This is a genomic window from Vreelandella sp. H-I2, from assembly GCF_052959335.1.
Genome location: NZ_JBRAMC010000006.1, coordinates 122,721 through 148,983, shown reverse-complemented (window position 1 = coordinate 148,983; position 26,263 = coordinate 122,721). Strand labels below are relative to the sequence as shown.

The window sequence follows — 26,263 nt, the reverse complement described above, 5'->3', positions numbered from 1 at the left end:
TCGGTCTGTATCTTAACTGGGATGACTGGTTCTACGCGGTTCATCCCCGCTCGTGCGGGGATCGGCGTCTTCTCCTTGTGACATGTCCCACAGAGCCCGGTTCATCCCCGCTCGTGCGGGGATCGGCCATTACGCTCGCACTCAGCGCATAGGGGATGCGGTTCATCCCCGCTCGTGCGGGGATCGGATGACGGCGGACTTAGAGCGCTAGGAAAGTGGCGGTTCATCCCCGCTCGTGCGGGGATCGGAATATTCAGTTTCGATGCTCTTCTGAATATCGCGGTTCATCCCCGCTCGTGCGGGGATCGGTCAAGAGTGGTCGCCAATTTCTCTGTAACCAGCGGTTCATCCCCGCTCGTGCGGGGATCGGGCTCACATGCGGCACAGGCCATTAGCTCTCACCGGTTCATCCCCGCTCGTGCGGGGATCGGCGCTAAGTGTTCTCTTGTTCATGGCGGGATACCGGTTCATCCCCGCTCGTGCGGGGATCGGCGTTTGTAACCCATGCGTCTGGATGTTTACATCGGTTCATCCCCGCTCGTGCGGGGATCGGGTCGGTAGCTATCCGCCCTGATCTCACCCCAGCGGTTCATCCCCGCTCGTGCGGGGATCGGCGGAAAGGCGTTTAAATAGCCTCTGCATCTTGCGGTTCATCCCCGCTCGTGCGGGGATCGGCTTCCTGAATTCAGTGACAACGCGTTCTGCGTCGGTTCATCCCCGCTCGTGCGGGGATCGGTAACCGCGCTTGAATGCCACATCAAAGCCAATCGGTTCATCCCCGCTCGTGCGGGGATCGGCTGGGCGAATGGATAGCAAAGAACGTACCCAGCGGTTCATCCCCGCTCGTGCGGGGATCGGCAGGCCGCCGGACTTTAGCATCTCAACGCCGTCGGTTCATCCCCGCTCGTGCGGGGATCGGACTTGTTGTATACAGTTGATCTACAAGAAGAAAATAGCAGATAAAAAATTCACCAGCTATTTTGCTTACTTTTTAATCACATTAAATTATTAAAGATCCCGTTAAATCAGTTATTTAACTTGTGGCGGCAAAAAGCGCACCAAACGTAACCCGTCGTGGTCGACCGGTTCCCGGCGGTTTTCACCATAGGTTTGGAATTCAAAGCCGGATTCATGGTTGCTGGCCCAGGCCATAGCCACGTTGCCGTCTTCTGCTAGCGCCTCGACCTGCTCCCAGATCATTTCGCGAATGCGCCTACTTACATCGCCAACGTAAACACCGGCTCTAATTTCCAAGAGCCACACTGCTAGCCTGCCACGTAGGCGCGGTGGCACGGCTTCTGTAATTACCACGAGCATTGCCATTTATCCACTCCTGTGCCCGGCATCGCCAACCGAAGGTGGCTCTGGTATCGCAGGTGGCACCGCATCGGGTGCTGGCGGTGGGGGCTGTATATCGGCAGCGGCAAGCACATCTTCGATCATGGGAATTAAGCGCTGGAGAATGCGGGATTGTTTGAACGCATCGCGGCAAGCGATACGAACTTCTCTTTCTGGCATGGGGGGATTACGCGCCGCAACTCTAAAAGCCGCGGGCACCACGGTTTCAAACTTCACGATGTCGGCAATATCGTACACAAAGCTCAACGGCTTGCCAGTGTGCAGATAGCCAATTGCTGGGGCGTAGCCAGCCGCCAAAATAGCCGCTTCGGTTATGCCATAGAGACAAGCCGTGGCAGCAGACAAGCACTGATTTGCAACGTCAGAAGCCTCCCACTGTTTGGGATCGTAACGTCGCCCGTTCCATTTAACGCCATATTGTTTGGCTAACAGTTGATAGGTTTTACGGACTCTGGCGCCTTCCATACCGCGTAGTTGCTCAATGCTGCGACGGGACGGCGGCTCCTCGCCAAAACGCAGCTCAAACATCTTTCGCACTACTTTAAGGCGCAGCTTTTCATCCAGCGCCAGCTGCGCCTGATAGAGCAGTTTGTCTGACCGCGCGCCGCCCGGCTGGCCAGCGCTGTAAAGCCTTACTCCGGCATCCCCTACCCAAATCAGTAGCGTGCCTACCGTAGCGGCAAGCTTAATAGCGGCATGAGAAACTCGGGTGCCCGGTTCAAGCAACAGACACGCCACCGAACCCACCGGAATATGCATGCGCTCGCCATTAACTTCATCAATAACGACGAAAGCACCGTCGCGTACATCTATCTGCCCCATCCCGATAAAGATCATCGACATACGGTCTTTTTCGGGGATGGGCTTTAGTGGAATAAAGCCCATGTTGGTCTCCTAAGGTCGGCGCAGCAGTAGCAAGCCACCGCCAAATGCCTTGGCCCGCCCAATGCCGTGGGCCATGGTTTCGATCAGCTTTCCTGGATGGGTAACTTCAAGCAGGCCTTCGTAATCCACCGTAGAGAACTGAACCGGCTTGCCGCTCCCTTTATTCAGCACATGCTGGCGGTAGGCACCCAGCTCTGGCGTCACCGGCAAGCTAAAGCCCCATGTTTCAGCACGGTTTTCAAGCCATTCACGGGCCTTGCCATTCATTGCATCAACACAGGCTTGGCTGGTGCGCTGCCCCGGCGGGAATGGCTTTTTGGCCGCCATCAACACATCGGCACGCTGGCCACGTTGCCCTGGCACGGGAATCGCCATGGTGGGGTTAGCGCGGAGGCGAAATGCCAGTCTCTCACCCACTTTGAGCTCTGGTGCGTAGGGTTTGCTCTCTACGGTCAACAAGCCAGGCACTGATGCGGGTTCACGGTCTGAAAGAAGATAAAATAGCGGCAACCCTTTTGGGCCTCTCCCTTCTTCGATTTCTTCCAGCTCTTGTCGGAAAATAAAGGGCCTTGGCCCTTCGTAGCCGGGGAATAGCTGCCATAACAGTTGATGGGCCGTATAGGCTTCTGCGTTCATTACATCAAACAGCTTTTCGCGAGAAAGCCCGTTTAGGTCAACGCGTACGCGTGAGAGATACATTAGCGCGCCTCCTCTGCTGCTATGGCCCGACGAAACTCTAACCGGGGGCCAAACTGCCAGCGGCGTCGATTTAGCGGCAAATCCCACACATCGTTGTACTCTGCCGTTTGATCATTGCCATCTAACCTACTGGCGTCCCCCTCCCAGGCATATAAGGCTTCATCAGGAAAGCGAAGTACCGTTTTGTCTTCTCGACCGTGGAACGCCAGTGCAGGGAATGCTATATCAAGCGCTTCTTTAAGCGTGCTGCACTGTCGCCGCTGGGGTGCAAGCGGCGCAGCGGGCGGGCAAGATTTACGCCCTAGATAAAGTGGGTAATAGGGCGTTTTTAGCGCTTGCTCAAGCTCAGCAAGCGTTAGAGTCGCCGCTGGCGTTAGCCAGACGGCCACTGTCCATAGGCCATCGCAGCGATAGGCGCGGCTGGAAAGGATCGTTTTTAGCGCATCGCGTGGCCCGCTTAGCTCTTCTTTGCGGGTGTGATAGCTCACTTTTGACTGTGCGGCAGGCATCTGCACTGTGTGGTAGTCACGCATCAGCATACCGGGGGTGGACTGTTTGACGCCCATGGCAATGCTTTCACGCAATTGCGTTTGGCCTGCATCGTCATCCCGGCGAATGCCTAGGGCAGCCCCAAGCAACCCCAAAACAGCCCCTTTGCCAGGATAAGTAGCGGTAGGACGCGTTTCACCAACGGCGGCTTCCCCCCAACTGGCAAGCGGGGCATAGAGCCGAAAAATAAGATAGTCAGTCATGCGGCCTCCTTACTGATCGATTTTTAAGAAAGCGATCAGTTCTGTAAGACTGCCTTTTTGAACATTGCCTTTTAGCTGCGGTTCTTCATAGCCGGTCTCGGCACTGGTGACAAAGCGACTGTCAGCGCCTGCGTCATAGGCGCTATCAAACGCGTTAGCTTGCTCTTCAATACGCTTAATAGCATCGAGTGCTTGATCTTGCCCCGCGACCGGGCGCAGATAAGCGGTGGAGAGTGAGCGCGGCTGCTGGCTGCCTTTTTCAGCCAGCACGTAGCTCGCATGGGCGCGGGAACCAAAGCTGTTTTGCTTGCCTTTGGGTGACGTTTTAGCCGCAGCTTCCACCAATGCAGCAATTGCCTGGTCGGCTAGTTCACTGTTGCCTTGCAAATTCTCAACCAGTTGCTGGCGGTCAATGCAGATATACAGGTAGAACAACCCAGCCCCAAAACCAGACTCACCAATATGCGCCGCGCCGCGGTCTTTATCACCCGTGTTTAAGTCATCGACAGCGGTAAAGTAATCGTCTTCTACTTCGGCAGCATGCACAGTAATCGCGTGGGCGACTTGGCAGGCGGCATCGACGTTATATTCAGGCACGGCGGCCAACATGCGTCCAAACAGTGCCACATCGGCGGCGGCAGGCTTGTGGCGCAAGAGCTTTAAATCATCATCGTTTGGCTCACGCTTTTCCGCCGCCAGTGTCTCCACTAACTCGCTGATGGCTTGGCGTTCTTCCAGGCCCACATGGACGAGCTGCTCTATCTCAAACTCTTTGGGTTCGCCTTTTTCTACTTTACGCAACTTGCCAAACACGCCAGCAATTTTTTCTGCGCAAGCCCCCGCCATCTTTTGATCAACGCCTTTTTCGACCAACTGATCGTAAGCCTCTTTGCCCAGTCGCTTGGTGCGGGTGCCCACATGCCCAGCCAATGCTTCTTCAAAGAGCGCAGAGGTACGCCATGTGCGCTTAAGGCTTTGTGATGAAACACGTAGACGCTTAGCACCACCCATCAAGGCAGTTTTAGGGCGGCCTAAATCATCTCGGTTAAGGTTGGCGGGCGGATAAGAGGTCAGTAGGTGCAGTTGAATAAAGTGGCTCATGAATAACTCCGTTCGTGATATCTATATGAAGCTAGAAAGGATGATCGTCAGTCGTAAAAATCAGTCACTGCCATGGCTATAGCGAGACGTTGCCGCGAAATAGTCATTTGCCAGTACAAACCCAAGCCGCTGGGTAGCCTTGGCAGATAAACGTCCGCGATGCTCGCGCCACCAGAGTGAGATAACACTCCCCAGCATTACGACACTGATATCCCGCTTATCCGCAAGCGCCAGCGCGCGGCGTAAGCGCTGAATAAATTCTTCCGGCGTACGGCAGGAAAGAAGTTGCTGAAAACGCAGCTCACTCATCAGTGGTTTTTTGGTTTGCTCTTTTTGCTGGCCAAGGCGAGAGGCTAACGACGCGCTCTTCTTTTCTTCGCGCAACTCCGCGGCTATTAGCGCGATGCATGACCACACTTGTAGCTTTTCATCGCGGTAATCCGTTTGTTTTGTCGTTTCCGGCAGCATCGCCCAGAGCTCGCGAAAACCTTGGGTTAACATCGCTGCTTCGGCACTATCACAGCGGCGCAGTACCGCCCGTACACCACGGGGCAGCGGTGGCTGAGGGGTCAGTGCTTTTAAAGCCTGTGGGGTTAGCGTCAACCGCTGCCACCAACGGCGCAGAGCGGCGGCTTCATCCCGTTTTAAAGCGACGAGCGACTTCTTTTCTGCCTCGGTCAATAAATCTTCTTTCTCGGGTGTTTCCGGCGTTAACACGTCACTCATCAGGCGTCTCCTGTCGTGGATGCAGCAGAGGCCGCGATACGCTTGGCCTGCGCGGAGGGGTCAAAATCACCCTGTTGGATAAAGTCACTCACCACTTTGCTACCTTTACTCTTGCCACCAAGAAAGCTTTGCAGTTGCCTATGAGCAGCGGTGGCACGTTCAAGATCCATGCTTTCCTGGGCGCCGCTTAGTGCCAAGTCTTCGAATACACGCATGGCTTCACGCTTAAGGGCAAAGTACCAACGCTCAGCAATATCAGAAGGAATATGCGGTGGCGGCGAGTCTTGTTGCAGCACCTGCTGAAGGGCTAGCAGCACTTTAAAAAACTCAGGCTGGGTTGCATCGTAAAATTGGTTATCAATGGAGCTCATATCGCCCTTGGCATCCGATGGCCGCGAGAACCAGGCGTTTTTGACTTGGGTGCGCACCATCCAGGCAATATTGCGTGAAAGTTCGGTCAGCTGTTGTACCCATGCGCGGAGTCTTTGCTGCTGACCTTGTGGAATTTCCACCAGAGGCATCTCGATGCTGTACCAACCGCGCGGTTTCATGTTGTCCATGTCGTAGCCAAACACCCATAGACGCGCCTCTCTCAGCAGCGCCTGGATGTCTTCGCCACACGCTCGCTCTTGTGTCACTAGCTTTTGTTTGTGGATGTAGCTTTTCAGCACTGCTGCCGCAATTGCACCACTGCTTTCTTCATCATTCAGTACAAAGCCTGACCAGTGCCGGTAGCCAAGCCCACCCGGCTGACCTTTACTGGAAAGCGGTAACTCATTAGGCTTTTTGGGATCACGTCGATAGGGTGTTAGCGGGTGTAGCCATGGGCCATCGTAGTTTGCCCCCTGCTTTTTAGCGCGTAATTCGCGCACTACCCGCTGGGTTGTTCGTCCGCAAATATCACACGGGCACTCATCGGCTTCTTCAAATAGCAGCCGGAACCGACGCGGCATTGACCAGTAAGCGTGCAGGGTGTGGGTGTCTTCAGGCAGCACTTCGGTGCCTTTTTTATCGCTTACCCGTGTATTAGCCATCCAGAAAAATAGCGAAGGCTCATCTGGATGCGGCGTCGACCACTGCTGCCCTTTCTGAGTGGTTTCTTTCGTTGTAATGACGTTTAGCCATAGCCGCTCCCACAGGCTGGCACTTGATGATTCCGGCATCACCAGCGTTGTCAGTGGGCCACCGCCACGCAGACCCACGCGGATACCGGCACCGCCCGCAGGTGCGTTAATCTGCATGGTGTACAGTGCTATGGCCGCGCAGGCGTCACACATCACCTCCACACGGCCGCGCTTTACGAAAAAATCGGTATTGTTTTTGATGCCGTTAGCGCCGGGGGCATCAATTAATAAACCGCTGACCGTGGCGTTTTTTACATCCTCCAGCGAGTCAATATCCTGCATAAAACGAGGGCCGTCGCCGTCTAACTCAAAGGCACTATGGAACGGCGCAAACGCTTTATCCAAGGCGGCAACACTGGGTGGCCCCATTAACAAGTCAAGCCAATCGTCGTGAGTTTTCGGCGGTACTGCGGTTTGTAGCAGGCCTATCAGGAACTGGTAGGCCGCCCCTTGAAAGTCCGCACGCGGCACGGCGAGGTTGATTACATCAGAATCAGCCACTCCCGAGGGTGGGCGGCACTTTACCTCTCCGTTTTTCAGCAGGAACGGTAGCCAGGAGTCTTCAAGTAAATTCAAGCATTCACCTCCTGCTCAACATTTGAGCAATTTGTTTAATTAGCTTTTAAGAAACCCTGAACTTCAGTAATGCCTCATGGCGTTTATTCCTTACTGCCTAACCGTAAGCCCCACTGGGTATCGTAGTCACAACCAGGCTCATCGCTGGGCAGCCACGGTTGGGTATACTTCAGTGCTTTATAGCGCTCTTGAAGGGTAAGCCACTGGCTTTCATAGCGGCTTGGCAACGATGCCAACTTAGCGGCCTGGCTTTGGCGTAGCTTCACCTGGCTAAGCATATCGGCATGGCGGCTCTCGCCCGCCCATAGCGCCAGCTTGTTGTCATCGGCGAGTGAAAGCAGCATGACATTGACCGTGGGTTCGTCCATCAGCCTTGTGCCTATCTCTTGCTCTTCCTGCCACTGATCACTTTTGGTGTACCCCTCTTCCAGATTGAGTGCGTTGAAATTTGCCATTGAGCCAGCCGTTCTCTGCATTCCTTTTTGCTCGTAGCGCGCTGCCTGCAGAGCATCAGGAATATCGTCAGATACGGGGCCGTAAACGCCTTCAATAAGACCTCTAGCCTCTTCGGGCATGCGGATTGCTTCCAAACGACGCAGTACCCGCTGGGTTAACCAGCTTAACGATGTGTCGCGGTAAACCGCCTGGGTGCCTGGCAGCATACGCTTGAGCCAATGCTCATCGGGATCATCCGCCCAGGGCGGCGCTAGTACCAGCAGACGCGGCAGGCAGCGTGCCCCACGCTGGTGGCGCTGTAAGCGTCCTGCACGCTGGATAAGCAGATCAATGGGTGCGATATCGCTGATCATCACATCCACATCGCAGTCGAGAGACTCCTGAAATACCTGGGTACTGATCAACACCTGCCCTTTGCGTATTTCAGGCGTTGAGCCTTTGCCTAAACGCTCAATAACCTGGGACTCAATGCGTTGCCTATCCACCATGGCAAAGCGGCTGTGGAACAGCAGACAGCGTTCAGGATCAGGGTGGCGGGCAGCGATGGCTTCGAATGCACGAATAGCGTCATCAACAGTATTGCGCACCCAAGCGACACACTCACTGGCCTCCACTGCTTCCAGCACCGCCTCTATCGCCTGCTCTTCTTCGTTAAGCCAAGCGACTTCAACGCTTCTGGATACCTCTTCGCGCGATCCTAGCGGCAACTCCAACGGCTGCCCTTCGCTCACATGGGTCAGTAACGGAAAGTCATCTTTTTGTGGTTTCGTTGCTGGCTGCCCAAGCCCTGATTGCCAAGCAGCCATTAAGGCACTGCGCATGGCACGGGGGAGCGTGGCCGTTAGCAGAATCGCGCTACCGCCCTGGCGAGCATGGTAGGCCAGCAGTTGGCTGAGCAGTGTTTGCATGTAGTTGTCGTAGGCGTGCACCTCATCAATCACTAACACCTTTCGCGCCAGCCCGTACAAGCGCAGCGACTGGTGGCGAAACGGCAAAATGGCCATTAAGGCTTGGTCAATGGTGCCTACACCCACTTCCGCCAGCAGCGCTTTTTTACGTGAATCCGCTAGCCATTGGTTACAGCGGCTCGTAGCCGAGAGTTCGCTAGCGGTGTAATCCAGATCACTAGGCTGAGGCGCGGCAACGGCGGCGATAAAATCGTCGTTTAAATCCCGCGCACCGTGGGCAAGGACAAAAGAGGGGGAGGAGTCAGCGGTATAAAATCGCCGATGCAAATTTCCCAGGCGTGAATACATGGCGTTAGAAGTCGCCATGGTAGGCAGCGCAAAATAGAGGCCATCGCCGTGGCCTGCCGCTAATAGGCGCTGAGTCAAAATACAGGCGGCCTCGGTTTTTCCTGACCCGGTGACGTCTTCCAAGATAAACAGCTGCGGCCCATCCGTGAGCTCTACTGTCTCGGCGGCATGCTGCAAGGGAGTTGGCGTGATGGAGCGTTTGCCAAACCAGTCGGCCATGCCTGCGTAAGGCAACGGTTCGGAAACCTTGTTAAACCCTGTTTCTTCCAATGCTTTCTCAGCATTGTGTAACGCAATTTGCCAATAGTCGGCGAGAGGAATCTCCTCGTGAAGATAGGGAAAGTGATCCTGGTTCGAGCCCAGCCAGTCACTTAAAGTAGCCCAACCTGCGATTGTCCAGCTTAGCGTCTGTAGGGCATACACCCACTGTTCAGAAGACAACTGCTCGATTGGCCACCCTGGTTGAACGACACTGGCCCAATCGGCAATAAATTGGCGCGTCGCTTCAATATCGTCGGCGTGCTCGTCACAGCAGAAAAACATCTCTACATCGATATTTCCTGCGCTTACTGGCTGGCCGTGATGACCAAAGAAAGGTGCAGTTAAGACAGGAAGAGCTGTGCGCAGCGATTTACGATCAGCGCGAGTCAAATCAGTCAGCCACTGCAACGTGCCATCTTCAAACCAGTCTAGCCATTTTGCCTCCCAAACCACGTCTCCCAAGCGATCATGGCGCTCAGTATAGGCATATTGCGCAGAGGGAGGGACTAATGCCAAGTTTGAGGTTGGTTGAAAAAGTCCCTGAAAGGCTCGGGCGAACTTACCGATATCGTGTAAACCCAACCAAAAAACTAATAGCTGACGTAGTGCTTCAGGCTCAAGACTTAGTTGCGCTGCTAGGCGTTGTATCAACGGTCTATCCGGCGAAAGCAGCAACCAGCCCGCCGCCGCAACATCTAGGTTGTGATACGGCAATAGATGACACTCTACACTCTGCCCCTTAGCTTGCGCTTTGCCCCAGTAGTGATAGTAAATCACCGCTTCCCCCCACCGTTTTACCAATACCTCATCTAATCATTCTTTATGATTAAGCGCCATTGACCTTAGTCATACTTCGCCACCCTGAATCCACCCTCGTTTGATTTGATTTGCGTGCTACGCTTATCGCTAATGTTCCCTTTATATAGGCACTTCACCATGCATGCTTTTCGTCTTTTTGCCGCGTTGGTTACCACCGTGGTAATCGTTCTGCCCGCCTCTTTTCAAGCCCACGCACAAACGGGCGGGCAATGGAATGAATACGATGAGGTCTTTGAGGACGGCGCGCGCCATGCAAATGTTTGGCAGTGGGGCTGGACGGGCATTTACGGCACTAGCCTGGCGGTGAACGCTTACCAATCGAGTGAGGCGAGTGACGACGATGACCGCTTTGATGCCCGGGTGGGTGTGGTGAAATCCGCCCTGGCGCTGGGCGGCATGTTCACGGATCGCCAGCCGCACCCGGCTGCCTTGGCCGAATATGAGCGCTTGAAAGCCAGCGGCGATTTAAGTGGCGTGCAAGCACTGGGGTTACAGCTTGCGCAAGCTGAGCGTGAGCGGCGTGGCTGGGGCGCTCGTGTGGGTTCATTGGTGGTCAATGGCGTGGCGGGCGCGGTGATTGCTGCCGATGGCCGTGAAAGCGACGGCGCTATCAACTTTGCGACTGGCATGCTGGTTAACGAGCTGCAGATTTGGACGCAGCCGAATCAGGCATCGTCAGCGATCAACCGTTTTCAACCTGCTAATCTTTCGCTGGGGCCAATGACTATTCCCGGTGAATATGCGCTAAACGTGGGGCCACAGCAGCTTGGCGCTACTTGGCGTTACTGATTCACTCCCCTCTTTTTCCTCTAAAGCGCTGACAGCGGCCTGCGTCTAGCGCTTTATTATTGCCAGCTCGGTGTTAACGCGTAAAATATCCAGCAATTTTTTGGCTTTGCCAAGTGTTATGTTATAACCTATTTGATATTAGATGAGGCCACTTAATGAGTGAGCATACACATCGCCATAACAAGGAAGGTCCCTGTCACTTTTCCTTGATGTCGCTGTCGGCAGTTAAACGGTTACTGTTTGTTGCTGTGCCGCTGTTAGTGCTTTGGGGGTTGGTGATTTGGGCAGGCGGGTGGCTAGGATGAGTCAACGCTCTTTATCACGATGTCAGTTACATAATCTGCACCTGGCTCAAGCGCGCCGCACGGTGCTTGAACACCTTGAGGGCGACTTTCAACCGGGTGCGATTACTGCGCTGATTGGTGCTAACGGGGCCGGTAAAAGCACCTTGATTCAAGCGATTATGGGCGAGCTTCGTCCTATTAACGGCGAGGTGGTCTGCACGGTGCCCAAAGAGCGCCGAGCGTGGTTACCCCAGCAGTTAGCGTTAGACCTGACCTTCCCGATGAGTGTGGAAGAGCTGGTAATGACCGGCAGTTGGCCCAGCCACGGGGCGCTAACCGGCTACTGTGCGGGGCATTACCGCAAGGGGCGCGAGATCATGGCACGCCTGGGTATTTCGCACTTGGCCCACCGCCCGTTAGGTGAACTTTCCGGTGGTCAGCGTCAACGCGCACTGATTGGCCGTACGCTGATGCAGGAAGCCGAGCTGCTACTGCTTGATGAGCCGTTTGCCAACGTGGATAGCGAGACTGTGGATATTTTAGTTCGTATCTTGCGCCAGATGGCGGACGACGGTGCGACGATTATTGTCGTGCTGCACGATATGGATCACCTGAAACGCCTAGCCGATGAAGTATTGATGCTTAACGGTGGCCACGGACGCTGGGTCGCACCCAGCGAGCTCTTGCAACAACCTGCCCCTGCCCAAGTGGTGCCGTTTAATGTGGGAGGTCGTCATGCTTGATTTGCTTAACACGTGGCTGATCAGCCCGTTCGATTACGGCTTTATGCGCCGCGCGGTGGTAGGTGGTTTGGCACTTTCGTTGGCCGCGCCGCCGCTAGGGGTCTTTTTGGTGCTACGCGGTATGAGCCTGATTGGCGACGCCATGGCCCACGCGATTCTACCTGGCGTTGCACTGGGTTTCCTGCTGGCAGGCTTCTCGCTACCCATCATGAGCATTGGCGGGGTGCTGTTTGGGTTAATGGTGGCGCTGCTTGCGGGGGCGGTGTCGAAAATGGGCGGTCAACGCGAAGATGCCGCCATGGCGAGTTTTTTTATTATCTCGCTGGCCGCAGGCGTGATGCTGATTTCGTTAGGTGGCAGCAGTGTTGATCTTACCCACGTGCTGTTTGGTTCGATACTGGCGATCAACTCCACCGCGCTACTGCTGATCGCTGGCATCAGTACGCTGATTGTAGGGACGCTGGCCATAGTGTTTCGCGCCCTGGTGGTGGAGTGCTTGGACCCGCTGTTTTTACGCGGCCAGAGCCGTCGTAGCGGCTGGGTACACAGCGTTTTTTTGGGGCTGTTAGTGCTGAATTTAACCGCCGGCTTTCAAACCCTAGGTACGCTGATGGCGGTGGGGTTAATGATGCTGCCCGCCACCTCGGCACGCTTTTGGAGTAAACGCTTGGAGGGGTTGATCGGCATCGCGATTGTGCTGGCCATGGTCGCGAGCACTGGCGGCCTGCTGCTCTCTTTCCATCTGGATATCCCTTCAGGCCCCAGCATCATTTTGCTGGCCGGGTTTGGGTATCTCTTTTCGGCCCTGTTTGGCCGCTACCACAGCTTGGCCGCCAATCTGCGGCGTAAAACAACGCCGTTGGCCGCAGAGCAAAGGTCTTAACCGTCGTCTTTCTATTTACCGTAAGGAGTGTTGTATGCCGCTTGCCTATTTATCATCTCGGTCGTCGCGCTGGTTAGTGGGTGTTTCCGCGATGTTGGCGCTACCTGCCGCTATTGCTAATGAGCGTGTTCAGGTTGTTACCAGCTTCTCTATCCTGGCGGATATGGTAGAAAACGTAGGCGGCGAGCATGTCGATGTGACCCCTTTGGTGGCTGCCGATGGCGATGCGCATGTTTACTCCCCGAGCCCCGGTGATGCACGCTCACTGGCAAACGCTGATTTAGTGGTGTTCAACGGCCTGCTGTTTGAAGGTTGGATGGAGCGCTTGATTAGTGCCAGCGACTACTCAGGTGCCTTGGTTACCGCAACTGATGGCATCAAACCGCTCTCTTTCGCCGAACATGACGAGCACGACCACGAAGAACATGCTCACGAAGAGCACGAACATGATGTTCATGGCCACGAAGAACATGCCGGACATGACCATGGCGATGAAGATCCCCATGCCTGGCAGGATATGCAGCAAGCCAAGGTGTATGTGACCAACATTCTTGATGGGTTAGTCGCCGCGGATGCCGACAACGCTGATGCCTATCGCGCCAATGCGGAGCAGTACTTACAGGAGATGGCAGAGGTCGACGCTGAAATTCGAGCGCTGATCGAAGAGATTCCGGCTTCAACAAGCGTGATTACCGGTCACGACTCCTTTGGCTACTTCTCAAGCGCTTACGGCGTGAACTTCCTCTCCCCGGTAGGGCTTTCGACGGAAGCCGACCCCAGTGGCGCCAGCATGGCGGCGCTAGTGGATGTGATTGAGCAGGAAAATGTCGAAGCGCTGTTCCATGAGAACATGACCAACCAGTCGATCATCAACCAGCTAGCCGAAGAGACCGGCCTGCCAATTGCCGGTACGCTCTACGCGGATGCACTAGCAAGCGAAGGCGAGGCCAGTACCTATCTAGGCATGATGCGCCACAATGCGCAGGTGTTGCATGATGCGCTAGCCCAGCCGGGCCATAACGATCACGATCATTCTCACGACCACGACCACGACCACGACCACGACCACGACCACGACCACGACCACGACCACGACCACGACCACGACCACGACCACGACCACGACCACGACCACGACCACGACGATCATGATCATAGCCACTAGCCGTTAACGTCAATAGCGCTGCTCAGGTATTGATGGCCGTGAGCAGCCACTCCCGGAAAGACGCCATGGCGTGGGTTTCGGGACGTGTCTGCAGGCGAGTCAGCCAGTAACCTCCCAGACTCACAGCGGTGTCGAAAGGCTGTACCAGCGCACCGCTGCTCAGTTGCCTTGAGAACATCAGCGGTGGCGCCAGCGCGACGCCTGCACCCTGCATGGCCGCTTCCACCATGGCGATGGAAGAGTCAAACACAATGCTTTTCGTCATCGGAAAGCTGCGTGGTAACCCCGCCGCCAATAGCCACTCGGTCCACTCATCGGCGCGATAAGAGCGCAGCCAAGTTTCACCCAGCACGTCGGCCGGGGTGTTGAGTCGCTCAGCGATAGTGGGTGTGCACATCACTGAGAGCGCCGCCGGTAACAGCGGCTGCGCTGCGGCAGCGTGCCAGGCACCCGTTCCAAAGCGGATAGCAAAGTCGAGCCCTTCAGCAGCAATATCCGCGCGGTTGTTATGGGTGGAAATACGCAAGTCGACAAACGGGTACTGCTGCTGAAAATCGCCTAACCTCGGTAGTAGCCAGCCAACGGCAAAGGTCCCTACTACGCCGACATTTAGTATTTCTCGGTAGCTACTCTCGCCCACTCGGCCCAGCGTGTGCGATATCTGGTCAAAAGAACTCTTCAATACCGGCAGCAGCAGCTCTCCCTCTTGGGTAAGCATTAACCCTCGCGGCAAGCGGGTGAATAGCGATACCTTCAGTTGGGTTTCGAGCAGCTTAACCTGATGGCTAACTGCTGCCTGGGTTACATGAAGCTCTTCTGCCGCTCGGGTAAAGCTCAAATGCCTGGCCGACGCCTCAAAAGCTCGCAGGGCCTTCAACGGCAGATAGGGACGCACCACCTTACCCCCAAATTTTTCTAATGGCTTATGCAAAATATCGCTGTTTGTGAATTGCCGCCGCGCGCCGTAAGTTAGCCACTGTCACGCTTTTCGGGCTGGGGATACCCACCAGCTTTCTCACGACACTCACCACAACAGGAACTTGGTATGCGTAAGATGTTAGCAGCAAACTCCGGCTTTATCATGGCGGGTTCGCTTTTACTCAACGGCTATTCATGGGCATCCGGCACGCCTGAAAGCACCGATATTGAGGCGCTGGTGAACGATACTATCGCGCCTTTGATGGCCGAGTATCGTATTCCAGGCATGGCGATTGCACTGAGTATCAACGGCCAGCAGCACTACTTTAATTATGGCCTCGCCAATCAAGAAGCGGAGATTCCGGTCACTGATGAGACACTGTTCGAATTAGGTTCGATCAGCAAGGTTTTCACAGCAGCACTCGCTGGCTACGCCCAGGCTAGCGGCGCGCTATCGCTTTCCGACCCGGCCAGTCGCTACCTACCGGAACTTGAAGGCAGCGCCTTCAATAAAATCACGCTGCTGGAACTGGGCACTTACACCGCGGGCGAGCTTCCGCTGCAGTTCCCAGAAGCGGTGCTAAGCGAAGAGGCAATGATTGACTATTACCGCCAATGGCAACCTGAATCCGCCCCTGGCAGCCACCGGCTCTATTCCAATCCGAGTTTGGGCCTGCTCGGTTATCTCGCCGCACAAAGCCTTGAACAGCCCTTCGAGATGGCGATGGAGGAGGCGCTGTTCACCCCGCTAGGGCTTGAGCATAGCTACTTTCAGGTGCCCGAAGCGCAGCAGGCGCACTATGCCTACGGTTACTCAAAAGAGGACGAGCCCATTCGGGTAAACCCCGGCATGCTGGATGCCCAAGCCTACGGTTTGAAATCGACAGCTGCTGACGTGCTCTCTTTTGTGGAAGCCCACCTGAACGATACGGCACTGGACGAACCCCTACGCCAAGCCTTGACCGCTACGCGCACAGGCTACTTTAACATTGGCAAGATGACCCAGGGCCTGGGCTGGGAAAGCTACGTCTACCCGGTGGCGCTTGAGCAGCTACTGGAAGGCAATTCGCTTGAGATGATTTTAGAACCCAATCCTGCCAACCGCTTAACGCCCCCATTGGCCCCTAGGCAAGAGGCGCTTTATAACAAAACCGGCTCAACCAATGGCTTTGGCGGCTATGTGGCCTTTGTGCCCAGCGAGCAGATCGGTATTGTGATGCTGGCTAACCGTAACTATCCCAATGGTGCCCGCATAGAGGCAGCACACCACCTTCTTACCGCGCTGACGGAAGCCCCCTGAGACTCTCTCGTTTAGTGCAGCCTGGTGCCGCCATTGGCGGCATTTTTTATTTCTGGAATGCTACCAATACAACCGAAAGTTGCATTTCTTGCTGTCAATAAGGAGACTATTACTCCTCCCCGATACTTACCTTCACTGCGAAGAGCCCGTTCCCATGCGTCTAAACGCCGATTTTAGCCACTTTGCCTGTGTTACCCCCGAAGAGTATCAGTGGGTCGATTCCCCCAGTGTGGGGGTTGAGCGCATGATGTTTGACCGAATTGGTGATGAAGTTGCCCGCGCGACCAGCCTTGTCCGCTATGCGCCCAATACGCAGTTTGATCGACATACCCATGGCGGCGGCGAGGAGATTCTGGTGCTGGAAGGTGTGTTCGCCGATGAACATGGGCGCTACGCGGCGGGCAGCTACTTACGAAACCCCATTGGTACCGGCCATACGCCCCAGATTGGCGAGGAAGGCGCGCTGATTTTTGTCAAACTGCATCAGTTTGACCCCAACGACACGCTACAGCTGGCGGTGCCTGCCCATCGGCTTCCCTGGCAGCCTGATCGGCGCCCGCGCATTGCCTACAAGATGTTGCACACCTACAAGCAAGAGCGCACTAGCCTGGAACGCTGGTCGGCGGGTACCTCTATTTCCTATCCCACATTGCTGGGCGGCCTGGAGTTTTTGGTTCTGGAAGGCACGCTTAGCGATAATGAGCAAAGCTACACTGCAGGCACCTGGTGCCGCTACCCGAGCGGCTCAGCACCGGCATTAACGGCCGGTGATCAGGGCGTCATGATGTACCTCAAACGCGGCCATCTGCCAGCGGCTTAGGTTCGCGACAGGCCCAGAAATGGCAGAAGTGTGAGGGCCGCAATAAGTCCTACGGCCAACAGCACCATTAACACCTGCAGCGGGTGGGCAGCTAAACGGCGCCACAAGGTTTCTGCCTCGCCCCGTTCAATCGCTGCTTGATGCTCACGCTGAGCGCGCTCTAGGCGCTCCGCTTGGTAGGCGTCTAACACCGCGATGGCAGCGTCGTGCTGGTGTGGGTTGCGCAGCCAGATAGCATCGACCCCCAAGCGGAAAAAGCCCGCCTGGGTTTCATAGGTATCAAAGCCATGAGCGGCTAACAGGTCACGCACTTCCATGGCTTCTTCGTCGGTTACATGGCGCAGCCGGAACAGTAGTTTAGCCATTGATAGGCCTCATGAATCGCTCTTCCCCACCATCAAGTCCGCTTGAATCACTTCGATCCAGTAGCCATCCGGGTCTTTAACGAAGATAACATCTTTCATCTTGCCCTGGTCGGCGCGCTTGACGAAAGTAACATCGTGCTCGTCGAACCACGCCTGGGCCGCCGTTAAATCCGGCACGTTAAAACAGATATGCCCAAAGCCTTGCGGTTCGGCATTGCCATCGTGATAGGCGAAATCGTCCTGGCTTTCGGTTCCCCAGTTGTGGGTCAACTCTAACAGTCCTTTCTGGCTGAAGGTCCAGGCGGTACGCGCTTGTGCATCATCTGGCACGTTATCGCTTGGCTCTAGGTTGGCTAAAAAATAGAGCGAGAACTGCATCTCTTCAAAATCCAGCCGCCGCATTACCTGCATACCAAACACTTTTGAGTAGAACGCCAATGCTTGCTCGGGATCTTTTACCCGCAGCATGGTGTGGTTTAAACGAAACCCTTGGGTTTGCGGGGGCGTATCGACGACACCAGGATGCTGCTCACCTTGAAAACTCATCACGCTCTCCTGTCGCTGAAGTGGATCGTTAACGGCTTATACCGCTTAACATGGGGGCTGAGACGCCATATTTCCACCCACTTCCCTCGCCCTGGTCTTTACAGGGCCAACGCAGCCAAGGATAGTAATCGTTCGGCAGGGGCGCTCGCCGTTATTGGCGAGCTGAGAAGAACCCTTTGAACCTGAACCGGATAACACCGGCGTAGGGAGTCGTGGTACCGCTTACCACCTCCCCGCCGGGAGGATGCTATGACCCTACCTCCGCTTGGCGATTATCTTGCGACGCTACGTACAGCGACACCGTTAGTCCATTGCATGACCAATTATGTCGCCATGAACAGTACGGCCAATTTGCTGTTAGCCACCGGTGCGTCACCCGCCATGGTGCATGCGCCAGAGGAAGTGGCTGAGTTCACCGCTATTTCTACCGGACTCTCGATTAACATCGGCACGATTTCTTCCCACTGGGCCGATGCCATGCTGACCGCCACGGCAACCGCTGAACAGCACGCTATCCCCTGGGTGTTAGATCCCGTTGCCGTTGGCGCTACCCGCTATCGTCAAATGCTCTGCGCGAAGCTGCTTGCCTCTAAACCAAGTGTCATTCGTGGCAATGCGTCTGAAATTCTTGCCCTTCACGGCTTAGCGGGCCAGGGGCGTGGTGTGGATTCAACAGCCCCCACCGAGCAAGCTATCAACGCAGCGATAGCGCTGGCAAAGCATCACGGCTGTATTGTGGCGATGACGGGCGAAAACGACTGGGTAACGGACGGTACACAGCATTACCGTATTAACGGTGGCCACCCATTAATGCCGCGTGTCACCACGTTGGGCTGTGGGCTCAGCGCGTTAGTTACAGCGTTTGTAGCGGCCAATCGTGACAGCCCATTAGGGGCAACCATTGCCGCGCTGGGCTGCTTTGCAGTTGCTGGCGAGCGCGCGGGTGACGTAGCCCAGGGGCCAGGCAGCTTTCAGGTCGCACTGTTGGATGCGCTTTATCAGCTTACCACTGACGATCTCACTACCCATGCGCAGTGGGAGGCAATTCATGGCGTTTGATCTCTCGCTTTATTTAGTGACCGATGCAGCACTTTGCGATGATGTTGGCGTGGAAAAAACGGTTGAAGCGGCAGTAAGAGGCGGTGTCACCATCGTCCAACTACGTGATAAGCATGCCAGTGATGAGCACATGATTGCTCAAGCCAAGCGGCTAAAAACGCTGCTGGCAGGCACCGGTGTGCCACTGATTATTAACGACCGTTTGCAGGTAGCGCTGGAAAGCCAAGCAGACGGCCTGCACGTCGGCCAGAGCGACGCTGCCGTGCATGAAGCCCGCATCGCGATGGGCAAGGATGCCATTATCGGCCTGTCGATAAACACCCTCGCCCAGTTACAAGCCGCCCCGGTAGAGCTACTGGATTATGTGGGGCTTGGCCCGGTCTTCGCCACCGTTAGCAAACAAGACCACGCTCAACCCATTGGCTTTGATGGACTCGCGCAATTAGCCAACGCCTGCCCGCTGCCTAGTGTGGCTATCGGTGGCTTGAAAGCCGAGCACGCCGAGCGCGTCAGAACGGCTGGCGCGCAGGGCTTAGCGGTAATTTCGGCTATTTGTGGTCAACCTAGCCCTTATCAGGCAGCGCGCGCTTTTCAGGCTGCCTCGGCAACATGAACCAGTTAGAGCACATCGTTGCCTTTGTGCGAGTAGCCGAGCTGGGTAGCTATACCCGGGCTGCTGAAGCGCTGGATATTTCTCGCACGCGGGTATCGCGCCAAGTCATGGCGTTGGAAGAATCACTCGGCGCAAGACTGATACAACGTACCACTCGACGGCTACATCTCCCCGAGGCAGGAGAGCGCTACTTAATGCGCGCCCAAGGGATACTGCAAGCGCTTGATGAAGCCGCCGTCGAGGTGGGCCAAGGTACCAGTGATGTGCGCGGACGGCTGCGTGTCAATGGGCCGATGAGTTTTGGCACCCGCTACCTAGCGCCACTCGTCGCCCAGTTTATGCACACCCATCCGGCACTAGAAGTGCGCCTGGATTTAAACGACCGCCGTGTCGACCTGCTGGAAGAGGGTTACGACGTAGCGATTCGTATCGGCAGCTTGCCCGACTCCAGCCTAGTGGCACGACGCCTTGCCCGCTGCCGTTTGCTGTTTTGTGCCTCACCAGCGTATCTTGCCAGCCACGGTGAACCCAGCAGTGTTAAAGCACTTTCTGAGCACCGCTGTTTGCGTTACCGCAGCGGCCAACAGAGCGCTGACTGGCAGATCGCCACGCAGTCATTGACGGTCAACGGCCCGCTGGAAAGCAATAACGGCGATGTATTGACCCACGCCGCAGAAGCTGGCTTGGGTATCGCACAGCAACCCAGCTTTCTGGTGACAGATAGTATCGCCAGCGGGCGCTTAGTACCGATTTTAACCGATGAGCCAGTGGTGCGGCTCGATGTCCATGCCCTCTACCCAGCCCGGCGCTACTTGCCCACCAAGGTGGAGCGCTTCATCGCCCTTCTCACCGAGGCGTGGGGCGATCCACCGGTTTGGGAGCAACACATTGGATTATCGCCTATTACGCAACAGTGATGTGCAAAATACGCTGATTATCTCGATCTGATCCAGCTGTAAAGTAGCGTCATCAACCACCCGATGGAAGCTACTACGATGACAACGCATACTCACTCCATTCCCTCTCTACAGCCCTCTTTACAGCCCCATGCCATCTCGCTACTGCGTGTTGCACTGGGTGTGATGGCCCTTGCCCACGGTTTGCTTAAGGTGTTTGTGTTTACCCTGCCGGGCACCGTCGGCTATTTTGAATCACTGGGTTTACCAGGGTTTCTGGCTTACTTGGCCATTGCCGCCGAAGTGGGCGGTGGAGCCGCCCTGATTCTGGGTGTTTATACCCGCTGGGTGAGCCTGGCACTGGTGCCAGTACTGCTTGGTGCTGCTTGGGTGCATCTTGGCAACGGCTGGATGTTCTCAAATGCCGGAGGCGGTTGGGAGTTCCCGGTGTTCTGGATGCTGGCCCTTATTGTTCAAGCGGGCCTGGGAAGTGGCCGCTGGGTGTTAAACCGCCGCTTCGCCTAACCTTATCGCCAGCGCTTTATTCACTAGAGCGCTGTCACTGTTGTGGAGAATCACCATGTTACCTAGTCTATTTATTTCCCATGGTTCGCCTATGCTGGCACTCAATAAAACCCCGGCTCATGCCTTTCTACGCGAACTGGGCAGCCAGCTTTCACCCAAAGCGGTGGTGGTGGTCTCGGCGCACTGGGAGAGCCTCACACTCAAGGTCAGTGCCAGCACTAAGCCAGAAACGATCCATGATTTTGGCGGCTTCCCACGGGCGCTGTTTGAATGTCAGTATCCCGCCCCTGGGAACCCAGAACTGGCTGAACGCCTAGCCGTGCTACTGGGCGCCGAACGTGTAGAGCGCGGCCTTGATCACGGCGCTTGGGTCCCTCTTTCCTTGATGTTTCCTGATGCCGATGTACCGGTCGTTTCTCTGTCACTTCCCGTCCGCTGGAGCAATGCGGAGCTTGTAGCGCTGGGTGATCAAATAGCAGCGCTAAGGGAAGAGGGTATCTTGATTATCGGCTCGGGCAGCCTGACCCATAATCTGTATGAAATCATGCCCCAGGAAAGCCCTATGCCCGCCTGGGTAGATGAATTTGCCACTTGGGTGAGTGACCGCCTTATCGCCAATGACCGTGAAGCGCTGCTTAACTGGGAGAACGCAGCACAAGCGCGGAAAAACCATCCGACACCAGAACACTTCCAGCCGTTGCTGGTGGCCATGGGAGCAGGAGACGGCGCAAAACAGCTGCATCACAGCGTAGAGCACGGCGTGCTTGCGATGGACGTTTATGCGTTTAGCTGAGCGCTACCCCTAACGATTCAGGTTGTGCTGCGTTGGAAGGCCCGAGATCACGCATTAACAGCGCAAACTCAAGCTGTTCAGGGGTAATGCTGGCACCGGGCACGGGGATTTGCACACGGTGCCCAGAGCCCGGTGCCGCTGATAGGGCTTCGCCCCGCTGGTTCTCGATATGTGTGAGCACAAAACGGCGATTACCCCCGGGCAGCATCAGCTCCATGCTATCCCCTACCTCGAAGCGGTTTTTAACCTCTATTTCCAAGGTTCCACGCGCCGAGTCGTACCCCAACACTTCACCGACGAACTGTTGATGCACACCAATAGAATGCCCCTGCTCGTAATTTTGGAATTCACCATGAACATGGCGTTGGTAGAAGCCTTCGGTGTATCCCCTATTGGCCAAGTTCTCAAGCTCATCCATTAGCTCCCGATTAAAAGGACGCCCCGCAACGGCATCATCAATGGCTTGCCGGTAAACTTGCGCGGTACGCGCGACGTAATAATGGGATTTCGTGCGCCCCTCGATCTTTAGCGATGCTACCCCCATTTGCGTCAATCGAGCCACGTGCTGCACCGCTCGCAGGTCTTTGGAGTTCATGATATAGGTACCGTGTTCGTCTTCATACACGGGCATCAGCTTGCCAGGGCGGGAAACATCTTCAATCAGTGCCGAGAGCTCATTTTGATCGGCGGCAACAGCCGGGCCGCTGTCCTGAGCAGGTATTAAGTCACCTTTATCGTCGTGGCTTGCGGCCACTGTGTTGTATTTCCAGCGACAAGCATTGGTGCAGGTGCCCTGATTGGGATCACGATGATTGAAATACCCCGACAGCAGACAGCGCCCCGAATAGGCGATACACAGCGCACCGTGGACAAACGTTTCAATCTCCAGATCCGGGCACTCGGCGCGTATTTCGCCGATCTCTTCCAATGATAGCTCCCGGGATAAAATAATGCGGCTAATGCCCTGGCGCTGCCAGAACCTGGCAGCGGCCCAGTTAACGACGTTTGACTGTACCGACAGATGAATCACTTGATCCGGCCAGCGATCACGCACCATCATTATCAAACCGGCGTCCGACATGATCAGCGCATCGGGGCCAGCTTCAATCACCGGTTCCATATCTTGTAGGTACGTTTTTAGCTTGCTGTTATGCGGGGCAAGGTTGGATGCAACGTAAAACTGCTTGCCTCGCGTGTGGGCGTAGTCAATACCCCGATGCAGGTTATCAATTTTAAAATCGTTGTTGCGCACCCGGAGTGAATAGCGCGGCTGCCCTGCATACACCGCATCGGCGCCATAGGCAAACGCGTAACGCATGTTCTTGAAGGTACCCGCAGGGGAAAGCAGTTCGGGAGCTTGCTTGAGTCGTTCGGGGGCTTGCATCAACAGTCACCGTTATCAGGACGATGGTACGCAGCGTGCTGCGACGAAAAGGCTGGATTATAACCAGCCCAAGCTCGCTGTCCGGGCCAGCTGACCAATTCGATGACGTAGATCAAAAAGTAATTGTTCGGTGGCGTTTTAAGCCGTCGGACGGCGCTTGAGGGTCGTGCTTCGATCGTGGTATGCCACCGCTAACCCGCTGCCCATTATCAAGGCGCTGCCTACCCAGACCCAGAGATCCGGCATTTCGCCCCAGAACCACCAGCCCAGCAGTACCGCCCAGAGCATGGCGGTGTAATCAAACGGCGCAGCGATGGCCGCGGGCGCAAACCGAAAAGCCAAGGTAATAAAGGCGGTGGCCGCGACCCCAAGCACCCCAGATGCGAAAAACCCCACCCAATGCCAAGGCTGAGGGGCCTGCCACACCCAAGGCAACGTTACGGCCGTCACGATAAGCGGCACACAGGTCATGTAAAACAGCATTGCCCATAGATGCTCACGAGCGCCATAACGACGGGCGGTAATCATCATGAGTGCATAAAACAGTGCGGCCCCCACTAATACTAATGCGCCAACTTGAAACGCATCGCCATTAGGACGGACGACAATCAGCACGCCAACAAACCCGACTAACGAAGCGATCAGCACGGGTGGATCAATACGCTCACCTAATAATGGTACCGATAGCAGGGTCACAAACAGCGGTGCTACAAAGGCAATGGCCGTGGCTTCTGCCAGCGGTAAAAGCGTTAACCCTAATACGAAACAGACCATGGTAGCGGTATAGATTAAGCCGCGCAGAAGATGCACACCCGGCCGCTTGGTACGCAGTTTACGCAAACCGCCGGCAAAATGGGCAAGCAGCGCAATCAATGGCAATGAGACTAAAGCGCGGAAGAAAATAATCTGCAGCGGCGAATGCACTTCGCCTAACCATTTGGAAACGGCGTCGCCTAGGGCGAGAAAAAGCACGCCCAAACACATGCAGAGTATGCCTTTCAGCGAGGTAGTCACCGCAATCTCCCTGTTAACTGGTCAATGAAAGTGCCAAAAAAGAAAACCCCGCCAATTAGCCATTGGCGGGGTGATGACAGCCCATACCCCTACAAGCTGGCGTTGACGACCATGCAATCCATACCTTGGGAGTTCAATTGGCGGCAAGCTTGGCGGGCGCGTTGCTCGTCAAATGCCATTAAGCGAGCTCGGTAAACCGGATTCTGGCCCTCGACAGTATCAATAGCTACGCGACCACCTAAATTTTGCGCGAGACGTTGAGCTGCCTGCTGCGCCAATTGCTGCGCCTGGGCCTCTTGGCTGAAGGCGCCGACCTGGACCCCCCAGCCACCACCTACTTCCTTGGCGGCTGCTAGCTGACGCTCACGCTCAATAAAGGCTTGCAGAGGATCTGGCTGCGGCAACGCATTCTCGGGTGCGGGGCGCTGAACGCTAGCGATATCGGCCAACTGCTCATCAAGATCAACGACGGGTGCTGACGCGTTTGAAACAGAAGAAGGTGAAAGCGTGGTGGTCTCCACTACTGCCAGTAGCGGTTGCCGCGGCTCAGGCGTGGTTGGAGCAATAGGCTGAGCCGGGGGGGCAAAGGCCATAAATTCGCGTGAAAAGCTGGTATCCGCCATCCAACTGCGCTGATCACGCAGCGACGCACGCAGAAAACTGCGGTCTAACAAGTTGGCCATATGAGTATCACGCGACTGGGATGAAAAACCACCCATGACCACCCCGACCAAACGTCGATTGCCACGCATAGCGGTCGTCGCTACGTTAAAGCCGGATGCGCGAATAAAACCGGTTTTCAACCCATCGGCACCGGGATAGTCACGCACTAAGCGATTATGGCTGGTGTGCCGTGTACCGCGATAGGTGAATTCTTGCAGGCCGAAGTAGTGGTAGTACTGCGGAAAATCCTGCATCACGCGCACCGAGAGGGTCAGCATATCCCGCGCAGTGGTGATCTGGCCCGCATCCGGCAAGCCTGACGCATTGCGAAAGGTCGTCGCGTGCATGCCTAACTCGCGTGCCTTGGTGGTCATCATTTGCGCAAAACGCGCTTCCGTCCCCCCTAATGCTTCGGCGACGACGGCGGCAACATCATTAGCCGAGCGAACGGCGAGTGCGCGTATCGCCGTATCGACGGGAATAGAACTACCCGCTGCAAGCCATAGTTTTACAGCGGGCTTGGCAGCTGCGTAAGGGGAAACAGGTAGCGGTTGATCAAGGCGCAACGCACCCGCTTCAAGCGCCTCAAAGGTTAAATACAGCGTCATCATTTTAGTCAGCGATGCGGGATAGCGCTGATCGTCGATATTCTCGGCGTAGAGTACTTCGCCATTATCCAGGTCTACCACAATACCAGCATAACGTGGGTTGTCGGCGTGGGCACTGGTGATCATCGATAACATGAGTAGCAATAGCATACTCAGTGACCATACCGCTGACGCTCCACTAGCGCCTTGTTTTGCCCTCGCACACATACATGCCCCTTAACCTGGTTATCAACGCGCTGTGACTAGCCTACCGCCAAACTACCTTGCCACACTCGATGTGCAACGCAAGGCTTTCCCCGCTCAGAGTAGAAATGCTTGTTTCAATAAAACAAAAATTGAGTATATGCGAATAATAAACAGAGTATATACGCAGTTAAGCATAGAAAAGAGAAGATAAATGAGTGATATAAAAAAACCGACCACGAAGGGTCGGTTTTCATTTGCTGGTAAAGAAACTTAGCGCAGAGAATTACTCTTCTGCAGCGGCTTCTTCAACAACCGGACGATCAACTAGCTCAACGAACGCCATAGGGGCGTTGTCGCCGGTGCGGAAACCGCACTTAAGAATACGGACGTAACCGCCCGGACGCTCGGCATAACGCGGACCTAGTTCGTTGAACAATTTGCCGACGGCTTCTTTAGAGCGCGTACGAGCAAATGCCAAACGACGGTTTGCAACGCTATCCTGCTTAGACAAGGTGATCAGCGGCTCGATAACACGACGCAGTTCCTTGGCTTTCGGCAGGGTTGTCTTAATGACTTCATGCTCGACCAGCGAGACAGACATGTTCTTGAACATGGCCTGACGATGCGAGCTGGTACGATTCAGATGACGACCACTCTTACGATGACGCATGGTTGTAATTCCTTACCAAACTGGG

Annotated in this window: 27 protein-coding genes, 1 CRISPR repeat array and 1 riboswitch (1 of these 29 running past the window's edge); of the genes, 12 read left to right on the top strand and 15 right to left on the bottom strand. The window is 55.5% G+C overall.

Going from position 1 to position 26,263, the window contains the following annotated elements; all coding sequences use genetic code 11:
* Positions 1-919: a CRISPR direct-repeat array (repeat unit 29 nt; unit sequence CGGTTCATCCCCGCTCGTGCGGGGATCGG) (it extends 4,478 nt beyond the left edge of the window).
* Positions 920-1,029: 110 nt separating this feature from the next.
* From cas2e to cas3, 8 genes are all read right to left on the bottom strand, one after another.
* On the bottom strand, positions 1,030-1,323 hold the full coding sequence (cas2e, locus tag ACUVOF_RS15870) for a type I-E CRISPR-associated endoribonuclease Cas2e (protein WP_447045263.1): 294 nt from the start codon (positions 1,321-1,323) through the stop codon (positions 1,030-1,032).
* Positions 1,324-2,244, bottom strand: a complete 921-nt coding sequence (cas1e, locus tag ACUVOF_RS15865) for a type I-E CRISPR-associated endonuclease Cas1e (RefSeq protein ID WP_447045262.1) — start codon at positions 2,242-2,244, stop codon at positions 1,324-1,326.
* A gap of 9 nt (positions 2,245-2,253) precedes the next feature.
* Positions 2,254-2,943 (bottom strand): type I-E CRISPR-associated protein Cas6/Cse3/CasE, encoded by a 690-nt coding sequence (gene cas6e / locus ACUVOF_RS15860; protein WP_447045261.1) that lies wholly within the window; start codon positions 2,941-2,943, stop codon positions 2,254-2,256.
* Positions 2,943-3,695: a type I-E CRISPR-associated protein Cas5/CasD gene (gene cas5e, locus ACUVOF_RS15855; protein ID WP_447045260.1), complete on the bottom strand. Its 753-nt coding sequence runs from the start codon at positions 3,693-3,695 to the stop codon at positions 2,943-2,945. Before cas5e ends, cas6e begins: the two co-directional genes overlap by 1 nt.
* A gap of 9 nt (positions 3,696-3,704) precedes the next feature.
* Positions 3,705-4,796: a type I-E CRISPR-associated protein Cas7/Cse4/CasC gene (gene cas7e / locus ACUVOF_RS15850; RefSeq protein ID WP_447045259.1), complete on the bottom strand. Its 1,092-nt coding sequence runs from the start codon at positions 4,794-4,796 to the stop codon at positions 3,705-3,707.
* A gap of 60 nt (positions 4,797-4,856) precedes the next feature.
* Positions 4,857-5,522, bottom strand: a complete 666-nt coding sequence (casB, locus tag ACUVOF_RS15845) for a type I-E CRISPR-associated protein Cse2/CasB (protein WP_447045258.1) — start codon at positions 5,520-5,522, stop codon at positions 4,857-4,859.
* Positions 5,522-7,222: a type I-E CRISPR-associated protein Cse1/CasA gene (gene casA, locus ACUVOF_RS15840; RefSeq protein ID WP_447045257.1), complete on the bottom strand. Its 1,701-nt coding sequence runs from the start codon at positions 7,220-7,222 to the stop codon at positions 5,522-5,524. Before casA ends, casB begins: the two co-directional genes overlap by 1 nt.
* An 83-nt stretch (positions 7,223-7,305) precedes the next feature.
* Positions 7,306-9,972, bottom strand: a complete 2,667-nt coding sequence (cas3, locus tag ACUVOF_RS15835; RefSeq protein WP_447045256.1) for a CRISPR-associated helicase Cas3' — start codon at positions 9,970-9,972, stop codon at positions 7,306-7,308.
* A 159-nt stretch (positions 9,973-10,131) separates the two neighbouring features.
* Here cas3 and ACUVOF_RS15830 point away from each other — a divergent pair, with 159 nt between their 5' ends.
* The 5 genes from ACUVOF_RS15830 to ACUVOF_RS15810 all read left to right on the top strand — a co-directional run bounded on the left by ACUVOF_RS15830 (position 10,132) and on the right by ACUVOF_RS15810 (position 13,878).
* On the top strand, positions 10,132-10,803 hold the full coding sequence (locus ACUVOF_RS15830; protein WP_447045255.1) for a hypothetical protein: 672 nt from the start codon (positions 10,132-10,134) through the stop codon (positions 10,801-10,803).
* A gap of 155 nt (positions 10,804-10,958) precedes the next feature.
* On the top strand, positions 10,959-11,108 hold the full coding sequence (locus ACUVOF_RS15825) for a hypothetical protein (protein ID WP_447045254.1): 150 nt from the start codon (positions 10,959-10,961) through the stop codon (positions 11,106-11,108).
* The gene (locus tag ACUVOF_RS15820) at positions 11,105-11,830 is read left to right on the top strand and encodes a metal ABC transporter ATP-binding protein (protein ID WP_447045253.1); all 726 of its coding nucleotides are present in this window, start codon (positions 11,105-11,107) and stop codon (positions 11,828-11,830) included. Before ACUVOF_RS15825 ends, ACUVOF_RS15820 begins: the two co-directional genes overlap by 4 nt.
* The gene (locus ACUVOF_RS15815; protein WP_447045252.1) at positions 11,823-12,713 is read left to right on the top strand and encodes a metal ABC transporter permease; all 891 of its coding nucleotides are present in this window, start codon (positions 11,823-11,825) and stop codon (positions 12,711-12,713) included. The genes ACUVOF_RS15820 and ACUVOF_RS15815 overlap by 8 nt, the downstream gene beginning before the upstream one ends.
* A gap of 34 nt (positions 12,714-12,747) precedes the next feature.
* The gene (locus ACUVOF_RS15810) at positions 12,748-13,878 is read left to right on the top strand and encodes a metal ABC transporter solute-binding protein, Zn/Mn family (RefSeq protein ID WP_447045251.1); all 1,131 of its coding nucleotides are present in this window, start codon (positions 12,748-12,750) and stop codon (positions 13,876-13,878) included.
* 22 nt (positions 13,879-13,900) lie between these two features.
* On the opposite strand, the gene ACUVOF_RS15805 is transcribed toward ACUVOF_RS15810, so the two are convergent.
* Positions 13,901-14,773: a LysR family transcriptional regulator gene (locus ACUVOF_RS15805; RefSeq protein ID WP_447045250.1), complete on the bottom strand. Its 873-nt coding sequence runs from the start codon at positions 14,771-14,773 to the stop codon at positions 13,901-13,903.
* A 150-nt stretch (positions 14,774-14,923) separates the two neighbouring features.
* Between ACUVOF_RS15805 and ampC the strand changes: the two genes are divergently transcribed.
* On the top strand, positions 14,924-16,096 hold the full coding sequence (gene ampC / locus ACUVOF_RS15800) for a class C beta-lactamase (RefSeq protein ID WP_447045249.1): 1,173 nt from the start codon (positions 14,924-14,926) through the stop codon (positions 16,094-16,096).
* A gap of 154 nt (positions 16,097-16,250) precedes the next feature.
* Entirely contained in the window at positions 16,251-16,916 is a 666-nt protein-coding gene (locus ACUVOF_RS15795; RefSeq protein ID WP_447045248.1) for a cupin domain-containing protein, read from the top strand.
* Here the strand turns inward: ACUVOF_RS15795 and ACUVOF_RS15790 are convergent.
* A complete protein-coding gene (locus tag ACUVOF_RS15790; RefSeq protein WP_447045247.1) occupies positions 16,913-17,281 on the bottom strand; it encodes a DUF6164 family protein in 369 nt (122 codons plus the stop codon). The genes ACUVOF_RS15795 and ACUVOF_RS15790 overlap by 4 nt on opposite strands.
* A 9-nt stretch (positions 17,282-17,290) precedes the next feature.
* Positions 17,291-17,827, bottom strand: a complete 537-nt coding sequence (gloA, locus tag ACUVOF_RS15785) for a lactoylglutathione lyase (RefSeq protein ID WP_447045246.1) — start codon at positions 17,825-17,827, stop codon at positions 17,291-17,293.
* 127 nt (positions 17,828-17,954) lie between these two features.
* A riboswitch (TPP riboswitch) is annotated at positions 17,955-18,053 on the top strand.
* 23 nt (positions 18,054-18,076) lie between these two features.
* Between gloA and thiM the strand changes: the two genes are divergently transcribed.
* From thiM to ACUVOF_RS15760, 5 genes are all read left to right on the top strand, one after another.
* On the top strand, positions 18,077-18,886 hold the full coding sequence (gene thiM, locus ACUVOF_RS15780) for a hydroxyethylthiazole kinase (RefSeq protein ID WP_447045245.1): 810 nt from the start codon (positions 18,077-18,079) through the stop codon (positions 18,884-18,886).
* On the top strand, positions 18,876-19,499 hold the full coding sequence (gene thiE / locus ACUVOF_RS15775) for a thiamine phosphate synthase (protein ID WP_447045244.1): 624 nt from the start codon (positions 18,876-18,878) through the stop codon (positions 19,497-19,499). The genes thiM and thiE overlap by 11 nt, the downstream gene beginning before the upstream one ends.
* Positions 19,496-20,416, top strand: a complete 921-nt coding sequence (locus ACUVOF_RS15770) for a LysR substrate-binding domain-containing protein (RefSeq protein WP_447045243.1) — start codon at positions 19,496-19,498, stop codon at positions 20,414-20,416. Before thiE ends, ACUVOF_RS15770 begins: the two co-directional genes overlap by 4 nt.
* 78 nt (positions 20,417-20,494) lie before the next feature.
* Positions 20,495-20,920, top strand: coding sequence for a DoxX family protein (locus ACUVOF_RS15765; RefSeq protein ID WP_447045242.1), 426 nt, complete (start codon positions 20,495-20,497; stop codon positions 20,918-20,920).
* Positions 20,921-20,975: 55 nt separating this feature from the next.
* Positions 20,976-21,713 (top strand): DODA-type extradiol aromatic ring-opening family dioxygenase, encoded by a 738-nt coding sequence (locus ACUVOF_RS15760; protein ID WP_447045241.1) that lies wholly within the window; start codon positions 20,976-20,978, stop codon positions 21,711-21,713.
* Here the strand turns inward: ACUVOF_RS15760 and trhP are convergent.
* The 4 genes from trhP to rplQ all read right to left on the bottom strand — a co-directional run bounded on the left by trhP (position 21,706) and on the right by rplQ (position 26,238).
* Positions 21,706-23,097 (bottom strand): prephenate-dependent tRNA uridine(34) hydroxylase TrhP, encoded by a 1,392-nt coding sequence (gene trhP, locus ACUVOF_RS15755; RefSeq protein WP_447045240.1) that lies wholly within the window; start codon positions 23,095-23,097, stop codon positions 21,706-21,708. The two genes, ACUVOF_RS15760 and trhP, sit on opposite strands and share 8 nt — an antisense overlap.
* A 138-nt stretch (positions 23,098-23,235) precedes the next feature.
* Complete coding sequence (locus ACUVOF_RS15750; protein ID WP_447045239.1) at positions 23,236-24,111, bottom strand: DMT family transporter; 876 nt, start codon at positions 24,109-24,111, stop codon at positions 23,236-23,238.
* Between the two features lie 89 nt (positions 24,112-24,200).
* Entirely contained in the window at positions 24,201-25,532 is a 1,332-nt protein-coding gene (locus ACUVOF_RS15745; RefSeq protein ID WP_447045238.1) for a D-alanyl-D-alanine carboxypeptidase family protein, read from the bottom strand.
* 319 nt (positions 25,533-25,851) lie between these two features.
* Entirely contained in the window at positions 25,852-26,238 is a 387-nt protein-coding gene (gene rplQ, locus ACUVOF_RS15740; protein ID WP_008959150.1) for a 50S ribosomal protein L17, read from the bottom strand.
* Positions 26,239-26,263 lie beyond the last annotated feature (25 nt).